Origin of the sequence: Pseudomonas sp. 29 (assembly GCF_002754355.1) — a bacterium.
GTDB lineage: Bacteria > Pseudomonadota > Gammaproteobacteria > Pseudomonadales > Pseudomonadaceae > Aquipseudomonas > Aquipseudomonas neuropathica.
Window position 1 is genome coordinate 4,281,701 of the sequence record NZ_PEEY01000001.1, and the last position, 19,217, is coordinate 4,300,917.

Annotated in this window: 19 protein-coding genes; 6 read left to right on the plus strand and 13 right to left on the minus strand. The window is 59.7% G+C overall.

Features of this window, described 5'->3' with window-relative positions:
* Window positions 1-1,119, minus strand: coding sequence for an LOG family protein (locus tag CLU80_RS19800; protein ID WP_099758164.1), 1,119 nt, complete (start codon window positions 1,117-1,119; stop codon window positions 1-3).
* 350 nt (window positions 1,120-1,469) lie between these two features.
* Here CLU80_RS19800 and CLU80_RS19805 point away from each other — a divergent pair, with 350 nt between their 5' ends.
* Window positions 1,470-1,664 (plus strand): hypothetical protein, encoded by a 195-nt coding sequence (locus CLU80_RS19805; RefSeq protein WP_077571372.1) that lies wholly within the window; start codon window positions 1,470-1,472, stop codon window positions 1,662-1,664.
* Here the strand turns inward: CLU80_RS19805 and CLU80_RS19810 are convergent, their stop codons facing one another.
* Window positions 1,665-2,090 (minus strand): PA3611 family quorum-sensing-regulated virulence factor, encoded by a 426-nt coding sequence (locus CLU80_RS19810; RefSeq protein ID WP_016985722.1) that lies wholly within the window; start codon window positions 2,088-2,090, stop codon window positions 1,665-1,667.
* Window positions 2,091-2,276: 186 nt separating this feature from the next.
* Between CLU80_RS19810 and CLU80_RS19815 the strand changes: the two genes are divergently transcribed.
* A complete protein-coding gene (locus tag CLU80_RS19815) occupies window positions 2,277-3,026 on the plus strand; it encodes a tRNA-uridine aminocarboxypropyltransferase (protein WP_099758165.1) in 750 nt (249 codons plus the stop codon).
* Between the two features lie 72 nt (window positions 3,027-3,098).
* Here the strand turns inward: CLU80_RS19815 and CLU80_RS30285 are convergent, their stop codons facing one another.
* Window positions 3,099-3,257 (minus strand): hypothetical protein, encoded by a 159-nt coding sequence (locus CLU80_RS30285; RefSeq protein WP_156685511.1) that lies wholly within the window; start codon window positions 3,255-3,257, stop codon window positions 3,099-3,101.
* Here CLU80_RS30285 and erdR point away from each other — a divergent pair.
* A complete protein-coding gene (gene erdR / locus CLU80_RS19820; protein ID WP_095119237.1) occupies window positions 3,250-3,900 on the plus strand; it encodes a response regulator transcription factor ErdR in 651 nt (216 codons plus the stop codon). The genes CLU80_RS30285 and erdR overlap by 8 nt on opposite strands.
* A gap of 74 nt (window positions 3,901-3,974) precedes the next feature.
* A complete protein-coding gene (locus CLU80_RS19825; RefSeq protein WP_099758166.1) occupies window positions 3,975-4,337 on the plus strand; it encodes a diacylglycerol kinase in 363 nt (120 codons plus the stop codon).
* Here CLU80_RS19825 and CLU80_RS19830 read toward each other — a convergent pair.
* Complete coding sequence (locus tag CLU80_RS19830; protein WP_093436421.1) at window positions 4,334-5,260, minus strand: LysR family transcriptional regulator; 927 nt, start codon at window positions 5,258-5,260, stop codon at window positions 4,334-4,336. The genes CLU80_RS19825 and CLU80_RS19830 overlap by 4 nt on opposite strands.
* A gap of 133 nt (window positions 5,261-5,393) precedes the next feature.
* On the opposite strand from CLU80_RS19830, the gene fpr reads away from it, so the two are divergent.
* A complete protein-coding gene (gene fpr / locus CLU80_RS19835; protein WP_007908723.1) occupies window positions 5,394-6,173 on the plus strand; it encodes a ferredoxin-NADP reductase in 780 nt (259 codons plus the stop codon).
* Window positions 6,174-6,273: 100 nt separating this feature from the next.
* On the opposite strand, the gene tsaA is transcribed toward fpr, so the two are convergent.
* From tsaA to rimO, 6 genes are all read right to left on the minus strand, one after another.
* Window positions 6,274-6,972 carry a tRNA (N6-threonylcarbamoyladenosine(37)-N6)-methyltransferase TrmO gene (tsaA, locus tag CLU80_RS19840; protein ID WP_175559640.1) on the minus strand — a complete coding sequence of 233 codons (699 nt, stop codon included), beginning with the start codon at window positions 6,970-6,972 and terminating at the stop codon, window positions 6,274-6,276.
* A gap of 168 nt (window positions 6,973-7,140) precedes the next feature.
* Entirely contained in the window at window positions 7,141-7,911 is a 771-nt protein-coding gene (locus CLU80_RS19845) for an SDR family oxidoreductase (protein ID WP_093436415.1), read from the minus strand.
* A 129-nt stretch (window positions 7,912-8,040) separates the two neighbouring features.
* Entirely contained in the window at window positions 8,041-8,511 is a 471-nt protein-coding gene (locus CLU80_RS19850) for a YehS family protein (RefSeq protein WP_007908719.1), read from the minus strand.
* Between the two features lie 72 nt (window positions 8,512-8,583).
* Window positions 8,584-9,294, minus strand: a complete 711-nt coding sequence (locus CLU80_RS30720) for an rRNA pseudouridine synthase (protein WP_095119232.1) — start codon at window positions 9,292-9,294, stop codon at window positions 8,584-8,586.
* 191 nt (window positions 9,295-9,485) lie between these two features.
* Window positions 9,486-9,959 (minus strand): GNAT family N-acetyltransferase, encoded by a 474-nt coding sequence (locus CLU80_RS19865; protein ID WP_093436409.1) that lies wholly within the window; start codon window positions 9,957-9,959, stop codon window positions 9,486-9,488.
* A 327-nt stretch (window positions 9,960-10,286) separates the two neighbouring features.
* Complete coding sequence (rimO, locus tag CLU80_RS19870; protein WP_093436402.1) at window positions 10,287-11,624, minus strand: 30S ribosomal protein S12 methylthiotransferase RimO; 1,338 nt, start codon at window positions 11,622-11,624, stop codon at window positions 10,287-10,289.
* 350 nt (window positions 11,625-11,974) lie between these two features.
* Here rimO and CLU80_RS19875 point away from each other — a divergent pair, with 350 nt between their 5' ends.
* Window positions 11,975-13,816 (plus strand): potassium transporter Kup, encoded by a 1,842-nt coding sequence (locus CLU80_RS19875; RefSeq protein WP_371748304.1) that lies wholly within the window; start codon window positions 11,975-11,977, stop codon window positions 13,814-13,816.
* A 197-nt stretch (window positions 13,817-14,013) separates the two neighbouring features.
* Here CLU80_RS19875 and CLU80_RS19880 read toward each other — a convergent pair whose 3' ends face one another.
* The 3 genes from CLU80_RS19880 to mprF form a co-directional block, all read right to left on the minus strand.
* Window positions 14,014-14,340, minus strand: coding sequence for a DUF3077 domain-containing protein (locus CLU80_RS19880; RefSeq protein ID WP_099758167.1), 327 nt, complete (start codon window positions 14,338-14,340; stop codon window positions 14,014-14,016).
* A gap of 717 nt (window positions 14,341-15,057) precedes the next feature.
* Window positions 15,058-16,353, minus strand: a complete 1,296-nt coding sequence (locus tag CLU80_RS19890) for a virulence factor family protein (protein WP_095126537.1) — start codon at window positions 16,351-16,353, stop codon at window positions 15,058-15,060.
* A complete protein-coding gene (gene mprF, locus CLU80_RS19895; protein ID WP_099758168.1) occupies window positions 16,353-18,992 on the minus strand; it encodes a bifunctional lysylphosphatidylglycerol flippase/synthetase MprF in 2,640 nt (879 codons plus the stop codon). The genes CLU80_RS19890 and mprF overlap by 1 nt, the downstream gene beginning before the upstream one ends.
* Window positions 18,993-19,217 lie beyond the last annotated feature (225 nt).

A 19,217-nucleotide genomic window follows, 5' to 3' on the forward strand; every position in this document is an offset into this window, starting at 1 on the left:
TCAAATTACCTTTGACGGTTCGCGGCTGCGTTGCGCTGTTTGCGGTTGGGAATCTGCCCAGTTTTCCGGCAGGTTGATGTAATCGATCAACTCCCTCAGACGCCCGTGAGTGCGCGCGTTGAAGGTGAAGGCCAGTCGCGCCAAATGGCTGAACTGCGCTTCATCGTGTTCCTCGCCGGCGTAGTCGTGCTGATGAAACTGGTCACTCAGGCACAGATCGGCGAATGCTTCCTGCATGTGCTCCAGCGCCTGATCGCTGAGTTTGTGATGCATGCGAATTACGAATTGGCGCTTGAGCCAGCGACTGGAGTGGAAGTTACTGTAGAACTGGTTGATCTGCTCCACCGCCTCGTCGACGCTGTAGACCAGTCGCATCAGTTTCATGTCGGTCGGCAGGATGTAGCGGTTGCTTTCCAGTTGCCGGCGGATAAAGTCCATCGCGCCCTGCCAGAACGTGCCGCCCGGCGCATCCAATAGCACCACCGGCACCAATGGACTTTTACCGGTCTGGATCAATGTCAGCACTTCCAGCGCTTCATCCAGCGTGCCGAAGCCACCGGGGCATAAAACCAGTGCGTCGGCCTCTTTGACGAAAAACAACTTGCGGGTAAAGAAGAAGTGGAACGGGAGCAGATTGCCGGTGCCGTCCACCGTCGGGTTGGCATGCTGTTCGAAGGGCAGGGTGATATTGAACCCGAGGCTGTGATCGCGGCCGGCACCTTCGTGCGCGGCGGCCATGATGCCGCCGCCAGCCCCGGTGATGACCATCATCCCCGAGCGGGTCAAGGCTGCACCGAGTTCGCGGGCCATCGCATACAACGGATGTTCGACCGGTGTGCGCGCCGAACCGAATACGGTGACTTTGCGTCGGCCCTTGAATTGCTCCAGTACCCGAAACGCCTGCTCCAGTTCGCGCAGGGCTTGCAAGGTGATCTTGGCATTCCAGCGGTTATGGTCTTCCTGGGCCATGCGCAGCACGGTCAGGATCATGTCGCGGTAGATGGGAATATTCGGGCTGTTGGGTGAAACACGGTTGAGTTGTTCTTCGACCTTACTGATGAGGTCGGGACCGCTTTCCTGAAAATGACGGCTCAAGAGGTCATTCGGTTGGTAAGGCATTCAACGTCTCCTTCTGCACAGGGCGTCGGCCCTGACGAGCGGGGTCAGTGCCGCGCTGCAAAAAACACACGATCGGCAGTTCCTTGCCTGCCGTTGAAAAAAGATCGGGAATACACTGAATCTAGACCCTCGCACGGATTTGCGCTGACTTGATCATTGCGCCGTAAAGTTTTGGCTGGCAATCGTTTATTGATTTTCCGCGCGTTGCTTCACCGCTCGTCCGAACGTGCGCCAAGCGGCAATCCCTCTGATTAACTAACGTACAGGCGCCGTACGACAGCTTTGCGTCAACGACCGTAGGCCAGGCGCATGCAATTCAAGGATTCGTGGGTGGCAAGGAGGCGGGACATATGGCCAGAGTGATTCTGGAGATCGATACGCAGCTGTATCGGATGTTGAAAGCGGCAGCCGAGACCAATCAACTCAGTCTCGAAGAGGAGTGCTGCCGGCGGTTGGCGGGCGGCGAGCGCCGTTCCCACTATCTACAGGCCTTGCTGGCCGAACTGCGCGCCGAGGATGAACAGCGGCGCGCCAATTCGCGATGATTACTTCTTCTTCGCCGGGGCGGCTTTCGGGCAATCCGATTCCTGGTAGCTGGCGGAGCCGATCGCTTTGTTGGTTTTCACTTCAGTGAAGTCGTAACGCATGATCGCACCCTTGGCCATCAGCTTGCGGAACGACGGGTTATTGCACACCGAGGCGCCCAACTGGAAATACACGGCTTTAGGGTCAGCGCGCATTTTGTCGGCGTGGCTCTTCTGCACGCTCAGGTGGTTGATCAACTGCGTGCCTTCCACGGTAAAGCCCTGATCAAGAATGTCTTCACTGATGGCGCGTGGCGTGCCGACGCTGCTTTGTGCGGCGACGTTGCGCAGCTCGCGGTTCAGATTCTGCTCACTCAGGGATGCAGCCTGAGCGGTGAAGGACGACGCCAGCAGAATGGCAGCGGTAGGAACGATAAGGCGCAGCATGAAACTCTCCTGATTCAGTGACTGGTGGTTCGACCAGCCCTGTGGCTGTGCGTTCAGTGGCGCCGGATTATAGGGGAGCCGGTCGGGACGGTACAGGTTTGCACTCGCCGCTCTGGTAAACTGCCGGCCTTTATAGCCTTGCCGAGTGCTGTGCGTGTCGAGTTTTCCTGCCGTAAGGCGTTGCCCGTGACCCATCATGCCCCCAACGCCGTAGCCCGCTTGCGCGATCAGCGCGAGGACGAGGGCATCAAGCCGATTCAGGCCCGTGGCTTTCGCTCCGAACGTTGCCGCGATTGCCGGGTGATCATCAGCCATTGCCTGTGCGCCTGGCGACCTAGTGTCGAGACGCGGTCGGGCGTGTGCCTGATCATGACCGGCAAGGAAGTGTTCAAACCGAGCAACACCGGTTGGCTGATTGCCGACGTGGTGCGCGATAACCATGCGTTTATCTGGTCGCGTACCGAGCCCGATCCGCAGATGCTGGCGCTGCTCAATGACCCGCAATGGCAACCGTACCTGGTGTTTCCCGGCGAATACGTGGAGCCCTCGCGAGTGACCAATACTGTCGCGATCGATAGCAGCAAGCGCCCGTTGTTCATTCTGCTGGATGCGACCTGGACCGAAGCGCGGAAGATTTTCCGCAAGAGCCCGTATTTCGATCGCTTGCCGATTCTCAGTCTGCTGCCCGATAAACTCTCGCGCTACCGCTTGCGCCGTTCGACCCGCAGTGAGCACCTGTGCACCGCCGAAGTCGCGGCGTTGTGCCTGGAGCTGGCCGGTGACAGCGACGCCGCCTCGGCTCTGGACGCCTATTTCGACGTGTTCAGCCAACATTACCTCGGCGCCAAACAGCAACTGGACATGAATGAAGCGACGCCGGCCCACGCCGAGTTGTTGCCTTATATACGAAAGCCGCAGCCGGAGTTGGCCCAATAGTGGCCCATACTGTACAAGCCAGCGGCCGTGCTGCTTGACCACCCCGTCTTCGCTGGGCATGCTTGGCGCCGATTAGGGTGCGGCCAAGGTTTGAAACGCCGTGTTTGCTGATGATTGGCGTTGAACGTGCCCCTGTGGATATCGCTTGAAAGCGGCATCTTGAGTTGCTTTGGCCAGACCGGAATGCTCCGGGTCTGCCATCAAAAACAGGATCATTTGAAAAATGGCCACATACGACATCCTGATTGCCGATGATCACCCCCTGTTTCGCAGCGCCCTGCATCAAGCGGTGACGCTGGGCCTTGGCCCGGATGTACGGCTGGTGGAAGTGGCGAGCATCGCCGAGCTGGAAGCGCGTCTGACCGAAAAGGCTGATTGGGATCTGGTCCTGTTGGACTTGAACATGCCCGGCGCTTTCGGGTTTTCCGGGTTGGTCATGCTGCGCGGGCAGTACCCGCAGATTCCGGTGGTGATGGTTTCGGCGCAGGAAGAAGCTTCGGTGATGGTCAAATCCCGTGAGTTCGGCGCCAGTGGTTTTATTCCCAAGTCCAGCGACCTCAGCGTGATTCAGGAAGCGGTGCGCAAAGTGCTCGATGGCGATGTGTTCTGGCCGCCACAAGCGTTCGAGGCGGTCAGTGTTTCCGACGAAGCCAAAGCCGCCAGCGATGGCCTCGCCAGCCTGACGCCGCAGCAGTTTCGCGTGTTGACCATGGTCTGCGAAGGCCTGTTGAACAAGCAGATTGCCTATGAACTGAGCGTGTCGGAAGCGACCATCAAGGCCCACGTCACGGCGATCTTTCGCAAGCTGAATGTGCGCACTCGCACGCAAGCGGCTTTACTGCTGCAACAACTTGAGTCAATTCCGAGCCAATAATGGCTGGCGTCTTCACGCTTTTTTGACTTTTGTTGATCTAGCTTTCCCACTCCTTTTTGGTTGGTTTCTACTTTATGTCACCTTTCAAGGGCCAGACCGGCCTGAAACGTATCCTCAATGCCTCCGGTTACTCGCTGGATGGCCTGCGCGCAGCTTTCACTGGTGAAGCGGCGTTCCGCCAACTGGTACTGCTCAATGTGGTGCTGATTCCGCTGACGTTCTTCCTCAGTGTCAGCCGTGTCGAACAAGCGCTGTTGATCGCTGTGTGCCTGTTGGCGCTGATCGTCGAGTTGCTGAATTCGGCGGTAGAAGCGGCCATTGACCGCATCTCGCTGGAACTGCATCCACTGTCGAAGAATGCCAAGGACATGGGCAGCGCCGCACAATTCGTGGCATTGAGCATGATCGCGCTGGTGTGGGCAGTGATTCTGCTTTAAGCGATTGTCGGCAAAACGATCTCGTCGCTGCGCTGCACCCCGGCGGTGAAAGCGCGGCACAGATCGAGAAATTCGCGCATGGCAGAAGTCTGATATTTCTGTTTGTGCCAGATGAAGTAGAACTGTCGCGCCAGATCCAGATCCGGCGTTTCCACCGGCACCAGGCTGCCGCGGCGGAACGCATCACGCAGCGCCAGCCGCGAGATGCAGCCAATCCCTAGTCCTGATTCCACCGCGCGTTTGATCGCTTCGGTGTGTTCCAGCTCCAGACGGATATTCAGTGCGCTGCGATGGTGACGCATGGCCTGATCGAAGGTCAGCCGCGTGCCGGAACCCTGTTCACGCAGAATCCATGCCTCGCGAGTCAGTTCTTCCATGGTCGCGCTGCCGCGTTGGGCCAGCGGATGCTGCGGCGCGCAGAACACCACCAGCTCATCTTCAACCCAGCTCTGCACTTCGATGTCCGGGTGGCTACAATCGCCTTCGATTAGACCCAGATCAATTTCGTAGTGGGCGACTTGTTGCACGATATTGGCCGTGTTCTGTACGTGCAGCTTCACCTGGCTTTCCGGGTGGCGCTGCATGAAACTGCCGATCAGCAGGGTCGCCAGATAATTGCCGATGGTCAGCGTCGCGCCCACCGACAGCGAGCCGAAACCGGATTTGCCGTTGAGCAGGTCTTCGATTTCCTTGGCCTGATCGAGCAGGGCCACCGCCTGCGGCAAGAGCTGTTTGCCGAGGGCGTTGAGGCTCAGCCGTTTGCCGGCGCGGTCGAACAGCTGGCAGCTGGATTGGCGCTCGAGTTCGGTGATCGACGTGCTGGCGGCCGACTGCGAGAGGTTGAGCAGACCCGCAGCACGGGATACGCTTTCCTGCTGGGCGACGGCGACGAAGACTTGCAGTTGACGGAGAGTAAATCGCATATCGATATAACCGATAACCCTTATCTTAATAATCCAGTTAACAGATATTGTCGTCGCTATTAGAATGCGATGCAATTGCGCACCGTCGCCTTCAAAAGCCAGCGCAGACCCAATCTCCAGGAGTCAAACGTACATGAGCAACATGAACCACGAGCGTGTCCTCAGTGTTCATCACTGGAACGACACTCTGTTCAGCTTCAAGTGCACCCGCGATCCGGGCCTGCGCTTCGAGAACGGTCAGTTCGTGATGATCGGCCTGCAACAGCCCAACGGCCGCCCGCTTATGCGCGCTTACTCGATCGCCAGCCCGAACTGGGAAGAGCATCTGGAGTTCTTCAGCATCAAGGTGCAGGACGGCCCGCTGACCTCGCAACTGCAGCACTTGAAGGAAGGCGACGAGATCATCATCTCGAAGAAGCCTACCGGCACCCTGGTTCTCGACGACCTGAACCCGGGCAAGCACTTGTACCTGCTGAGCACCGGCACCGGTCTGGCGCCGTTCATGAGCGTGATTCAGGACCCGGAAACCTACGAGCGCTTTGAAAAAGTGATCCTGGTTCACGGTGTGCGTTACGTCAACGAAGTCGCGTATCGCGAATTCATCACCGAGCACTTGCCGCAGAACGAGTTCTTCGGCGAGGCGCTGCGTGACAAGCTGATCTACTACCCGACCGTGACCCGCGAGCCTTTCGAGAATCAGGGTCGCCTGACCGACCTGATGCGCAGCGGCAAGCTGTTCAGCGACATCGGCCTGCCACCGATCAACCCGCAGGACGACCGCGCGATGATCTGCGGTAGCCCGAGCATGCTCGACGAGACCAGCGAAGTGCTCGACAGCTTCGGCCTGAAGATCTCGGCGCGGATGCGCGAGCCGGGTGATTACCTGATCGAGCGTGCGTTCGTCGAGAAGTAAGCCCCCCTTAAAAAGCCCCCATTGCCTATGCAGGCAATGGGGGCTTTTTTATGCCCGAAACATTTCCTTCATGCCTGCCACGATCCATGTGGGTGCGGCCTCAGGCTGTGGCAGGAATCACTTCGAGCACGCGGATCTGCTCTGGCGTCGGGTAATGCCAGCGCACATCCAGATCCCAGAATTGCGCACCGTACTCGCGTTCAGGCGCCGGGGTTTGATAGGCCGGACGCGGATCCTGGGCCAGGCACTGTTCAATCAGCTCAACCAAGGGTTCGCCAAGGCGCTGAGCGTGTGTGTGCGCTTGTTTCAGCGCTGAGTCCGTCCACTGCACGTCAATCAACTGCGGCGCGGCGCTGGCGATGCTGTTGGCGGCGTTGGGAATGATGTCGGCGTAAGGCACGTAGGGCTTGATGTCGAGAATCGGCGTGCCGTCGAGCAAGTCGATCCCGGAGATGAACAACCGATTGGCTTCGACGTTGTCCAGTTTCACCACCGATTGGCCGATGCCGTTTGGTCGATGGGTGGCACGGGTGGCGAATACGCCCATGGATTTGTTGCCGCCCAGTCGCGGTGGGCGGACTTTCAGCCGTGGTTTGTCTTCCAGTGCCTGATGGAACAGAAACAGCAGCCAGACGTGACTGACCTGCTCCAGCCCTTGCACGGCGTCACCCTGATCGAACGGCGCCACCAGTTCCAGCACGCCACGGGCGGCGGGGGCCAGTTGCGGTTGACGGGGGATGGCGAATTTCTCCTTGAAGCAGGAGCGCACGAAGCCGATGGGGGAGACGCTGTAAGTCATGGTTTGCATTCGAAGCGGGGCAGGGGTGGGCATGATAACCCGTCCCGCATGAGGTCTGGTGCTGGCAGGGCTGGCCTCTTCGCGAGCAAGCTCGCTCCCGCATTTGATCTATGGCGTGCACAAGATCCCTGTGGGAGCGAGCTTGCTCGCGAAGGCCGCGCCGCCGATCTACAGACTGAACCCACCATCCAGCGGAATAATATTCCCGGTCATATAGGCCCCAGCCGTACTCGCCAGACTGATCGCCAACGCCGCCATTTCCTCTTCACGCCCCCAACGCTTCATCGGAATCAGCGCGGTATCCTCGGCCAATGCCTGCTGGTCATTGCCAATATGCTGGGTCATCTTGCTCGGGAAGCGCCCCGGCGCAATCACGTTGACGTTGATGTGCTGGCTCACCAGTTCCCGCGCGAGAATCCGCGACAATTGATGCAGGGCGGCCTTACTTGGCCCGTAGGCATACGCCTGCTCGCCAAACGAAGAAATCCCCGCCACTGAACCGATGTTGATGATCCGTGCCGGGTTCGCCGCCGAACCCGCTTTGCGCAACAACGGTAGAAACTGCTGGATGCAACTGAACACCGACGTCACGTTGAGCTGCATGACTTTTTCCCAACCCTTGACCGGGTAGCTCTCCAGCGGCGCGCCCCAAGTAGTGCCGGCGTTGTTCACCAGAATATCCAGATGCGTGATCTGCTCGCCCAGGCGCGCGGCCAGTTCCTGCACGCCTTCTTCCGTCGCCAGATTCGCCGCCACGCCGTGACACTTGCCCAAGGCGCTGAGTTCTTCCGCGGTTTGATGGCAGGCTTCGGCGTCGCGCGAGCAGACATAGACGCGCGCGCCAGCCTCGACAAAGGCTTTGGCGATCATTTTGCCGATACCACGGGTGCCGCCGGTCACCAGAGCGGTGCGGCCTTGCAGGGAGAAATACGGGTGCATGGCGAGTCCTGAGTGCTAGGGATCAATACACCCTAGTCGTCAGCCGCGAAAAGCGGAGCCACTATTTTCAGAGGGAATGAGCGGTCATGCGTTGCGGCGGCGACCATCAGTCGCCACCGCAGAAGGGGATCAGGCCGGGCGAACGCGCAGGGTCAGCCCCTTGAGGAAGTTGCGCAGCAACTGGTCGCCGCACGGGCGGTAGTTGGTGTGGCCGACCTTGCGGAACAGCGCACTCAGCTCAGGCTTGGACACCGGGAACTCGGCGGCCTTGAGGATCGCGTGCATGTCGTCTTCTTTCAGTTCGAAGGCCACGCGCAGCTTTTTCAGGATGATGTTGTTGGTCACCGGCACTTCGATCGGCTGCGGCGGACGGCTTTCGTCCTTGCCCCGCTTGAAGATCACCAGACCGTCGAGGAAGTGCGCGATGACTTCGTCCGGGCAGCGCACGAAACCTTCTTCGTCTTCTTCTTTCTTGTCGAGCCAGGTCACTACGTCGGCGAGCGCTACTTCCATGCCGCCGAGCTTGATGATTTCGACAACTTTCTTGTCGCTGATGTCGAGCATGTAGCGCACGCTGCGCAGTACGTCGTTATGAATCATGTGAGTAATCCTGATAAGCGTTGTGGGCAGCACGCGGGCGCGCTGCCGGAATGTGTGGCGGCAGTGGAAGTCTTAGAACTTCTCTTTGCCGGACAGGTAGCGCCATTGGCCAACCGGGACCTTGCCGATCGAGACGCCGCCGATGCGGATGCGACGGATGCCGATGACCTTCAGGCCCACCGCTTCGCAGAACTGGGCGATGATGCCGGGCTGCGGGTTTTTCATGGCGAAGCGCAGCCGGTTTTCGTTCTGCCAGCTGGCCTTGACTGGCGGCAGCTCCTTGCCCTTGTGGGTCAGGCCGTGCTGCAAACGGTTGAGGCCGTGGGCGACCATGTCACCTTCGACCTCGACCACGTATTCCTGCTCGATCTTCGCGGCGTCGGCGGTGAGTTTGCGGAGGATTTTCCAGTCCTGAGTGAACACCAGCAGGCCGCTAGCCTTGGCTTGCAGGTCGGCGCTGGCGGTCAGGCGCAGGAAGTGCCCGCGCAACGGGCGCTTGCTGAATCGGTGTTCTTCGCTGAGGGTTTCGGCGCTCAGCGATTGCATGGCGGTCTCGACATCCATGCCAGCCGGCGCGTTGAGCAGGATGGTCACCGGCTCTGGTGCGGTGGCCTTGGCGTCCTTGTCCAGCTCGACCTTCTGCTCGCCGACCTTGAACTGCGGCTCGTCAATGACTTCGCCGTCAACGGTTACCCAGCCGCCCTCAATGAACAGCTCGGCCTCCCGGCGGGAGCAACCGACCAGTTCGATGAGGCGTTTGGAGAGGCGAATCGGGTCAGTCATGACAGGGCCGTAACAAAAAAGGGGTGGGCATTGTACCTGTGTGGCGCCGGTTAAGCCCGGTTCCATTTACAGGCGCTGAATTCAATGTGGGAGCGAGCTTGCTCGCGAAGGCGTCCTGCCAGTCTATGTGTGCAGTGACTGGTACACCGCATTCGCGAGCAAGCTCGCTCCCACAGGGGTTCCCTGGTGTATCAGCCGTTGCCTGAGCGTTGCTGATTTTGTCGCAGGCGCATGTGCAGCAACGGATACGGCTGGCCCATGCCATCCACCTCCGAACGGCCGATCACCTCAAAACCCTGCTTGAAGTAAAAGCCCAAGGCTTGTGGGTTCTGCTCGTTGACGTCGAGTTCATCGGCATTCAAGTGCTGCATCGCGTAGGTGAGCAGTTTCTTGCCCAAGCCCTGGCCACGATGTTCGGGATCGATGAACAACATTTCAATCTTGCCCGCTGCAACTCCGGCAAATCCGGTGATGCGCTGGTTAGCATCCTTGGTGCAGATCAGCATTACTGCATCGAGATAGCGGGTGAGCACCAGATTGCGCAGCAGTTCGATATAGCTGTCCGGCAGAAAATCATGGGTCGCACGGACCGAGGCCTCCCAGACCCGGGTCAGTTCCTGGTAATCGCTGAGTTTCGGCGTGTGGATGACCGAATGGTGACGCATGCCCGTCTGCCTCTTGTCCGTTTCAAGGGAGTCCGTCCCCCGCTAAACGATAGCCGTAAAAAAGCCCCGCATCTCGTAAAAAGAGCGGGGCTTTTTGTATTTTTTGCGGTGTCTGGCTGGCTGTTTCTGTCGCCAGCAAGAGCTCACCCCCTCACCCCAACCCTCTCCCCCAAGGGGGCGAGGGGGAAGGGAGCTGATCTTCGTGCTGTTCAAAACCTGAGTTCGACTCGAACGTTCAGGTCGGTGCAGCTCGCAAGAACACCTCGATCAGTCCCCTCTCCCTCCGGGAGAGGGTTAGGGTGAGGGGCTTTTGATCTTCAGATCAGATCAGATCTGCTCAGCCCACAGATCATATTCGTCAGCGTCAGTCACCTTGCACCAGACCTTGTCGCCAGGCTTCAAATTGCTGCCGTTATCGATAAACACATTGCCATCGATTTCCGGGGCGTCGAAGAAGCAGCGGCCAACCGCGCCTTGCTCGTCAACTTCGTCAACCAGCACTTCAATCTCACGGCCGATGCGCATTTGCAGGCGGGCCGAGCTGATCGCCTGCTGGTGCGCCATAAAGCGATCCCAACGATCTTGCTTGACCTCGTCCGGCACCACTTCCAGATCCAGATCATTGGCCGGAGCGCCTTCAACCGGCGAGTACTGGAAGCAGCCGACGCGGTCGAGCTGGGCTTCGGTCAGCCAGTTCAGCAGGTACTGGAAGTCTTCTTCGGTTTCGCCCGGGAAGCCGACGATGAAGGTCGAACGGATGATCAAATCCGGGCAGATTTCGCGCCAGTTCTTGATCCGCGCCAGGGTCTTGTCTTCGAACGCCGGGCGTTTCATCGACTTCAAGACTTTCGGGCTGGCGTGCTGGAACGGGATGTCCAGGTACGGCAGGATCTTGCCGGCAGCCATCAGCGGGATCAGCTCGTCAACGTGCGGGTACGGGTAAACGTAGTGCAGACGGACCCAGACGCCGAGGGTGCTCAGCGCTTCGCAGAGTTCGGTCATGCGGGTTTTCACCGGCGCGCCGTTCCAGAAGCCGGTGCGGTATTTCACGTCAACGCCGTAGGCGCTGGTGTCTTGCGAGATCACCAACAGCTCTTTAACGCCGGATTTGACCAGGCGCTGAGCTTCGTCGAGTACATCACCGACCGGACGGCTGACCAGTTTGCCGCGCATTGATGGGATGATGCAGAACGAGCAGCTGTGGTTGCAGCCTTCGGAAATCTTCAGGTAAGCGTAGTGGCGCGGGGTCAGTTTGATGCCTTGCGGCGGCACCAGGTCGATCAGCGGGTTGTGATCTTTACGCGGCGGCACCACTTCGTGCACGGCGTTGACCACTTGCTCGTACTGCTGCGGACCGGTCACGGCCAGCACGCTCGGGTGCACGTTGCGGATGTTGCCTTCTTCCACGCCCATGCAACCGGTGACGATCACCTTGCCGTTTTCCTTGATCGCTTCGCCGATCACTTCCAGCGACTCAGCCTTGGCCGAATCGATGAAACCGCAGGTATTGACCACGACCACGTCGGCGTCCTGATAGGTGGACACCACGTCATAGCCTTCCATGCGCAGCTGGGTCAGGATGCGCTCGGAGTCGACCAGTGCTTTCGGGCAACCCAGAGATACAAAGCCAACCTTTGGATTGGCCGGCGCAGGAGTGGTGGACATGTCTAACCTCGGTATTTTGTGACATCGCTTTCTTGGTGCGAAAGCCGACGGATGGGCGCTTAGGGCGCGCCTCTGATCAAAAAGTGCGCAATTCTAGCGGTGAGGAGCGCACTTGACCAGCTTTATGCCGGGAAATACGACGAGTGCTGCGCTATGCTTCGCGCCGTTGAGCTTTACCAATTTTTTACAGTCAACAAAACGTCTGTAACAACAGGTAAAACAGCGCATGCTGCACCACAAAGCATAGTGCTTCATTCAAAGAAGCCGGTTCTGAGAAGTAGGAGTGTTGGATGGGTCAGGCAAGTAGTCATGCGGCAGGCGCCGAGGGTTCGGCAACCAAGCCGCTGAGCATGCTGGTCGCGGCAGTCGGGGTAGTTTACGGCGACATCGGCACCAGCCCGTTGTACACCCTCAAAGAAGTGTTTTCCGGCGGTTACGGCGTACCGGTCAATCACGACGGCGTGCTGGGCATTCTGTCGTTGATCTTCTGGTCGCTGATCTGGGTCGTGTCGATCAAATACATGATGTTCGTGCTACGCGCCGACAACCAGGGTGAGGGCGGCATCATGGCGCTCACCGCACTGGCTCGTCGCGCGGCCGGGCATCGCAAGAAGTTGCGCTCGTTGCTGGTGGTGTGCGGACTGATCGGTGCGGCGCTGTTTTACGGCGACAGCATGATCACCCCGGCGATTTCCGTGCTGTCGGCGATTGAAGGTCTGGGGCTGGCGTTTGAGGGTATCGACCATTGGGTGGTGCCGCTGTCGCTGGTGGTGCTGGTCGGACTGTTTCTGATCCAGCGTCACGGTACGGCGCGGATCGGCATCTTGTTCGGGCCGATCATGGTCACCTGGTTCCTCGTCCTCGGCGCCCTCGGTGTGTATGGCATCAGCCACACGCCAGAAGTGCTGCATGCGCTGAATCCGGTCTGGGCCGTGCGTTTCTTCATGGTCCACACCGGCATGGGCGTGGCGATCCTCGGCGCCGTGGTGCTGGCCCTGACCGGTGCCGAAGCGCTGTACGCCGACATGGGCCACTTTGGTCGCAAGCCGATTGCCCGGGCGTGGTTCCTGCTGGTGCTGCCGGCGCTGGTGCTGAACTACTTCGGCCAGGGTGCGTTGCTGCTGGACAACCCGGAAGCGGCGCGTAACCCGTTCTATCTGCTGGCGCCGAGCTGGGCGCTGATTCCGCTGGTCGGTCTGTCGACGCTGGCCACGGTGATCGCTTCGCAAGCGGTGATTTCCGGCGCGTTCTCCCTGACACGTCAGGCGATTCAGCTCGGTTACATCCCGCGCATGTACATCCAGCACACCTCCAGTGATGAGCAGGGCCAGATTTACATCGGCGCGGTGAACTGGGCGCTGATGGTTGGCGTTGTGCTGCTGGTGCTGGGCTTCGAATCCTCCGGCGCACTGGCCTCGGCCTATGGCGTGGCAGTGACGGGCACCATGCTGATGACCACCATTCTGGTGTCGGCGGTTATGCTGCTGCTGTGGAAATGGCCACCGATCCTTGCGGTGCCGGTGCTGATCGGCTTCCTGCTGGTGGACGGTCTGTACTTCGCCGCCAACGTGCCGAAGATCGTTCAGGGCGGCGCATTCCCGGTGATCGCCGGTATCGCGCTGTTCGTGCTGATGACCACCTGGAAGCGCGGTAAACAACTGCTGGTCGATCGTCTCGACGAAGGCGCGCTGCCACTGCCGATCTTCATCAGCAGCATCCGCGTGCAACCGCCGCATCGGGTGCAGGGCACTGCGGTGTTCCTCACCGCGCGCTCCGACGCCGTGCCGCATGCACTGTTGCATAACCTGCTGCATAACCAGGTGTTGCATGAGCAAGTGGTATTGCTGACGGTGGTCTACGAAGACATCCCGCGCGTACCGCCATCGCGACGCTTCGAAGTGGAAGCGCACGGGGAGGGCTTCTTCCGGGTGATCCTGCACTTTGGCTTCACTGACGAGCCGGACGTGCCGCAGGCGCTGAAGCTGTGTCATCTGGATGATCTGGATTTCAGCCCGATGCGCACCACTTACTTCCTCAGCCGCGAAACGGTGATTGCCTCGAAGCTGGAAGGCATGGCGCGTTGGCGTGAGGCGCTGTTTGCGTTCATGTTGAAGAATGCCAATGGTAATTTGCGCTTCTTCAATCTGCCGCTGAATCGGGTGATTGAGTTGGGGACGCAGGTGGAAATGTAAGCCAGGCCTCAAATTAAAGGCCCCCGTCAGCTTCAAGGCTGCCGGGGGCTTTTTTGTGCCCGCACATAAACTTCCAATCCACTGCAAATCCTATGTGGGAGCGAGCTTGCTCGCGAAGGCTGAGTGTCAGTCGAGACATGTGGTGGCTGATCCACCGCTTTCGCGAGCAAGCTCGCTCCCACAAGGGTTCTGTGGTGTTAGTGGCTTTCAGGCAATTCTTCTTCGGATTCGGTCTTTGTGCGAGCAGGTCGTGGGATCAGCGCTTGGATCACATCATCAATCAAGGCTTTGCCCATCACTGTCAGATAATGCGCGGCCCAGGCATGGCGGTCGGTGTCTTTGATGAAGGCTGCATCCTCGGCGAAGGATTTTGCGAGGGATAGCAGGTCGGAGGATTGGGACAAGGCATCGAGAATCGGGATGCCGGAGCGGACGTTGAAGAACGCTTGATCCGAGTTGTAGAGGAAGGGGGTGAAGCCGATGGTTTTAAGATCAGATGGCGTTGACGGACTTTCTTTGCTCATTGTTTTGCTCCTAAAACGAGGAGCTGCCGCATTCGTTACCACACGAATGGGTGGCAGCTGTACGCAGGGTGGTAAACCGGGAGAGCAAAGAAACCGGCAGACCCGAAGGTCTCCCACGTACAGCTGCCATGACAGTAAATTACAGGCGTAAAAGAACGGCTGATGTCGTGATGCAGGCACTGTTGCACTTTGCCTAACCGGGTTACCACACCCGATCGCTGAATGGGTCAGCGACGTCCGGAGAGTATCCCGTCGAAAAACAGCGCAACAGAGCGGCACGGCGCCCCAGCAAGAGTTTCGGAGTTTGCCTACAAGGTCTGTGGGCGTCATCTGATATTGCGAGACCAGACGTAAACGAAACTGAACGTTGCTGGCGGTTTTGTGGGTGATTGTTCGGCAGATGAATGAGTGTGGAGTTGAGATTCGATAATGCCAATCAAGCAGGTGTCCACGTTTTATGGAATGTGGACACTTGGCGTTTTTAGCTTCCTGAAGAGTCAAGAGATTTGCGGTCACTGCACAAAATCTCGAATCCAGCGCCATCCCCTGTAGGAGTGAGCCTGCTCGCGATAGCGGTGTGTCAGTTGGCAACCAGGTGGCTGACACTGCGCTATCGCGAGCAGGCTCGCTCCTACAGGGGAACGGGTTCATCGTCCGAGATGTAAAAAGCCCCCGTAACTGCGAAGTTGCGGGGGCTTTTTGTGGGCGTGGCTCAGATCACTCTTCGGCGACCGAGTCCTTGCTCTGACGCTTCTCGATCAAATCCACCAAGCGCTTGGCCAGCGCTGGGTAGTTCTCGTCGAAGTGGTGGCCACCAGGCAGTTTTACTGCCTCGCCCACGGCAGTCTTGTCCGTGCAGCCACTTTCATCGGTCTCTTCTTCACCGTAGATGCACACAACCTTGGCCGCTGGCAGCTTGGCCATCTCCGGGCCGGTGGCGGCTTCTTTGCCGGCATTGCCCAGCCAGCCTTCGACTTCGATTTCGAAGCTGCCGGTGCGGGCGAAGGCCAGCAGGATGATAGCGTCTACACGCTGCTGCTCGGTTTCCGGCAGGCGGTTGTAGATCGCCGGCAGAACGTCGGCACCGAACGAGTAACCGGTGAGGATGAAGCGCTTGGTGCCCCATTTCTGCCGGTAGTGCTGCATCAGTTCGGTCAGGTCCAGCGCGCTTTGCTCCGGGCTCTTGTGCTGCCAGTAGTAGCGCAGGGTGTCGATGCCGACCACCGGGTAGCCGATCTTGGCCATCTCGCCCGCCACGTCGCGGTCGAGATCGCGCCAGCCGCCGTCACCGGAAAGGAACAGGGTCACGGTGTCCTTGGCTTGACCGGCCGGCACTTCAACCACCGGGATCGCCAGACCGCCGTTGGCCTTGTCGCCGCCGACGAGGATCTTGCGCAGTTCGTTGTTGAGCACTTGCGGCAGGTTGATGTCGTAGTCACTGATGCTGGTTTCGGCGTTCGGTTGATCGCGCACGAAACCTGCGCTGGCGTCGTCCGGGTTGTCGTTCCACGCCACCAGCCAGTGGCCGTGGGCGGCGGATTTCGGCAACAGGTGAGTGCAGCCGGGTTTTTCCAGCGCCAGGTCCACGGAAATCGCTTGGGCCTTGTCGTCCTTTTGCTCAGACAACCAACGCCAGGCCAGTACCGCGCCGGGGCCGATACCGCTGACCAGCGTAGCCGGGCCGTTCAGTTCGCGCAGACCGGTTTGCAGGGCGCGGCTTTGCAGCAGGCAGTCCTTGGGCAGAATCACCTGAACGATTTGCGCCGAGGCGCTGCGGCTCAGGGTGGTCAGTTGTTTTTCAGAGAGTTTCTGGTCGTCGTTGACCGCGACCAGCACCTGCGCCTTGGGTTTGGTGCCGGGGATGACGCGGGTCAAAACGGTGCCGTCTGCCGCCGTAACAGGTTCGAGCGTCGGTTCCGGTGCCGGGCGTTTCAGGTACCAGAAACCGCCGCCGGCAATCACGGCCAGCACGATCAGTGCGGCCAGGATGTACTTCAGGGAGCGTTGAATCATCAGCGTTTCACCAATCCAGTCAAGCCGCCCGCGATCAGGGCAGCAGTGTCGGCCAGCGCCACCAGCGGATCGAGTCCGGCGGGCACGGCCATATAACGGGGTTCCCAGTCAGGCTGGAACTTGTCTTTGAAGCGGCGCAAGCCTTGGAAGTTGTACAGCTGCTCACCACGGCGGAAAACCATCGAGCCCAGACGCTGGGTCAGCGGTGCACCACGCCGGGGTTGCAACCCCGACAACGGCACCATGCCCAGGCTGAAGCGCGCGTATCCGTGACTCTTATAGTGTTGAATCAGGCCGACCATCATGAATTCCATGGTCAGCTTGGGGGCGTCCGGGTGCGCACGCATCAGGTCGAGACTGGCCAAGTCATGGCTGTAAGTCTCGAGCAGGTTGGCGAATGCCACCGGGCGACCTTCGAAGCGAATCACCGCGATGCGGAAATGCTTCAGGTAATCGTCGCTGAAGCGGCCGAGGGAGAAGCCTTTCTCACGCACGTTCTTGCCGGTCAGCCACGCATCGGAAATCACTTTCAATTCGTCCATCGGCGCTTGGCCCGGCTCGTGGATCTCCAGCGACAAGCCATCGCGTGTGCCACGGTTCCAGGTGTATCGCAGGTCCTTCATCTCTTTGCCCTTGGCTTCCAGGTCAAAGCGAAGCAGATCGACCCGGGCTTCTTCGCCGAGTTTGATCGCGGTCAGGCCGATGTCCATGTAGTACGGCAGGTTCTCCGCGCGCACCTGATAGAACACCGGGCGGGCGTGGTGAATGTCACAAAGGTCGCGGAACTGCCAGATCATCTCGGCGCGCTGCTGGCCGGGGCCGATCGGGTCGTACAGCGCCACCAGGCTGCGGCCACGGCGTGCGTACATCAGGAACGCTTCGTCGTTCTGGTGAAACAGCAGCGCCTTGTCACCGGTCAGCGCGAGGCCACCGTCGGGTTGCGACGACGCCATCAGAATCTTCGCCGCGCGATCGAGCTCGTCAGGCGTCGGCAGGTGAATGACCGGGCGCGCGGTGCGCAGCAGCCAGGTCAGCGCGATGACCAGCAACAGCACGGCAGCGCCGAGCAGCGAGCGCAGGCCACGCGGGGCGTCAGCGTCGAGGGTGAACTGCCACCACAGTTGATGGCTGTACGGCACGTCCTGATAGGCGAACAGCAGCAGCCACGTCGAAGCACCCAGCACACAGAGGCTGGCCACCAGATACAGGGGGGAGAAGGGCAGTTCGGTCAGGCGGCTCGGGCGATAGAACGAGCGACGGAACACACCGAGCAGGGCTGCGGTGAGGGTCATCAGCGTCGCTTCTTCCCAGTCGAAACCTTTAAGCAGCGAGAGCAGGGCGCCGACCAGCAGCAGAATGGTGGTGAGCATCCACGCCGCCGACAAGCGCCGACGCAGGCCCTGAGCGAGCATCAGGCAGAGCACGCCGATCAGGCTGGCGCCGAAGTGCGAGGCGTCGACCAGACGATGTGGGATAAGAAAACCGATGTGCTCCAGACGTGTATCAATCTCGGGCGTCGCGCCGGAAAACAGCAACACCACGCCGGACAGGAACACCAACACCGCCAGAATCGGTGCCGCCAGGCCGGACGCCGCGCGCATGGTCTGGGTTTGAAACAGGCGCTGGCCTTCGTTGATCAGCAGGAATACGCAGGCGACCAGCAGCGGCAGCACCACATAGATCAGGCGATACAGCAGCAGCGCCGCGGCCAGTGGTGCGGCACCTAGCGTGTCGGCGAAAGCGGCCAGCAGAATCGCTTCGAACACACCGACACCGCCGGGCACATGGCTGAGTACACCAGCCGCCAATGCCAACAGGTACACCAGCAGGAATGCACCAAACGGCGGCGCCTCCGGCAGCAACAGATAAAGGACCGTGGCGGCAGCCGCAACGTCGAGGGCGGTAATGATCAGTTGCAGGAAGGTCAGGCGACGCCCCGGCAAACGCAGCGTGCGGCGGCCAACCCTGACCAGCAGGTTGTCGCGCAACGGTTGTTCCGGCAGGCGCCGACGGTAGATGCCAACAGCCAGTACTGCGCCAAGCGCCAGCACAACAGCGGCAACCGTGCCGAGCAGACCTTCGGACAAACCCAGGGCTTGAGAGGCAGCAGGCAGGTCGCTCAGCGTTGCCAGTGCAGCCAGCGGCGGCAAGGCGCAACCCAGCGACAGGCTGGCGAACAAGGTCATGTGCGCGACTTCCGACGCCCCCAGACCCAGTCGTGCATATAAACGGTAGCGAACCGAGCCACCGGACAGCAGCGACAGACCGATCGCATTGCCAATCGCAAACGCGGTGAAGCCGCCCAGCGCCAATGTGCGCGGCGGCAAGGTCACGCCGGCATAGCGACTGGCCGACCATTCATAGCCAAGCAGAATAATGAAGCCGACCACGGTCGCACCGAAGGCGCCGAGCAAGGCGGGTTTCGGCACGTCAAGAATCGAGTCGTGCAACGCATCGAGATCGAGTTCGGCGAGCAGATGACGACAGGCAATCAGCGCAATGGCGAACAACAGCAAGGTGACCCCCAGCCCGATGGGCTGACGGTATTTGCTCAACCGATCCAGCAAGCGCAGGCGCTCGGGTTTGATCGGGTGTTCCGCTGTGACGGTGTCTTGTGGATCAGACGAGTTGGCGCGCATCAATCACCTCTTGGATTGTGCGCGACAGGATGGAGGTATCCAGCCAAGTTACCAATCCCTGTAGAAAAAAATAATCACAAAATACTACGCCTCTCACCGGGTATCGGCGAGGGCAGTTCCTGGATTGCAGAGGCCTTGCCTGCGACTCAAGCATAGTCGCAAGTGAGGACTTCTGAAGATCCCAAGCGGTTCACTGCACAGTGACAGATCATTGTTGCGAAAGGA

Bases quoted from the DNA above. Each gene is read 5' to 3' on its own strand.
- CLU80_RS19830 (WP_093436421.1), bottom strand. From the start codon at position 5,260: ATGCGATTTACTCTCCGTCAACTGCAAGTCTTCGTCGCCGTCGCCCAG.
- CLU80_RS19800 (WP_099758164.1), bottom strand. From the start codon at position 1,119: ATGCCTTACCAACCGAATGACCTCTTGAGCCGTCATTTTCAGGAAAGC.
- erdR (WP_095119237.1), top strand. From the start codon at position 3,250: ATGGCCACATACGACATCCTGATTGCCGATGATCACCCCCTGTTTCGC.
- CLU80_RS30720 (WP_095119232.1), bottom strand. From the start codon at position 9,294: ATGACTGACCCGATTCGCCTCTCCAAACGCCTCATCGAACTGGTCGGT.
- CLU80_RS19850 (WP_007908719.1), bottom strand. From the start codon at position 8,511: ATGATTCATAACGACGTACTGCGCAGCGTGCGCTACATGCTCGACATC.
- CLU80_RS19825 (WP_099758166.1), top strand. From the start codon at position 3,975: ATGTCACCTTTCAAGGGCCAGACCGGCCTGAAACGTATCCTCAATGCC.
- CLU80_RS19810 (WP_016985722.1), bottom strand. From the start codon at position 2,090: ATGCTGCGCCTTATCGTTCCTACCGCTGCCATTCTGCTGGCGTCGTCC.
- CLU80_RS19880 (WP_099758167.1), bottom strand. From the start codon at position 14,340: ATGAGCAAAGAAAGTCCGTCAACGCCATCTGATCTTAAAACCATCGGC.
- CLU80_RS19875 (WP_371748304.1), top strand. From the start codon at position 11,975: ATGCTGGTCGCGGCAGTCGGGGTAGTTTACGGCGACATCGGCACCAGC.
- tsaA (WP_175559640.1), bottom strand. From the start codon at position 6,972: ATGACTTACAGCGTCTCCCCCATCGGCTTCGTGCGCTCCTGCTTCAAG.
- CLU80_RS19845 (WP_093436415.1), bottom strand. From the start codon at position 7,911: ATGCACCCGTATTTCTCCCTGCAAGGCCGCACCGCTCTGGTGACCGGC.
- rimO (WP_093436402.1), bottom strand. From the start codon at position 11,624: ATGTCCACCACTCCTGCGCCGGCCAATCCAAAGGTTGGCTTTGTATCT.
- CLU80_RS19865 (WP_093436409.1), bottom strand. From the start codon at position 9,959: ATGCGTCACCATTCGGTCATCCACACGCCGAAACTCAGCGATTACCAG.
- mprF (WP_099758168.1), bottom strand. From the start codon at position 18,992: ATGCGCGCCAACTCGTCTGATCCACAAGACACCGTCACAGCGGAACAC.
- fpr (WP_007908723.1), top strand. From the start codon at position 5,394: ATGAGCAACATGAACCACGAGCGTGTCCTCAGTGTTCATCACTGGAAC.
- CLU80_RS19805 (WP_077571372.1), top strand. From the start codon at position 1,470: ATGGCCAGAGTGATTCTGGAGATCGATACGCAGCTGTATCGGATGTTG.
- CLU80_RS19890 (WP_095126537.1), bottom strand. From the start codon at position 16,353: ATGATTCAACGCTCCCTGAAGTACATCCTGGCCGCACTGATCGTGCTG.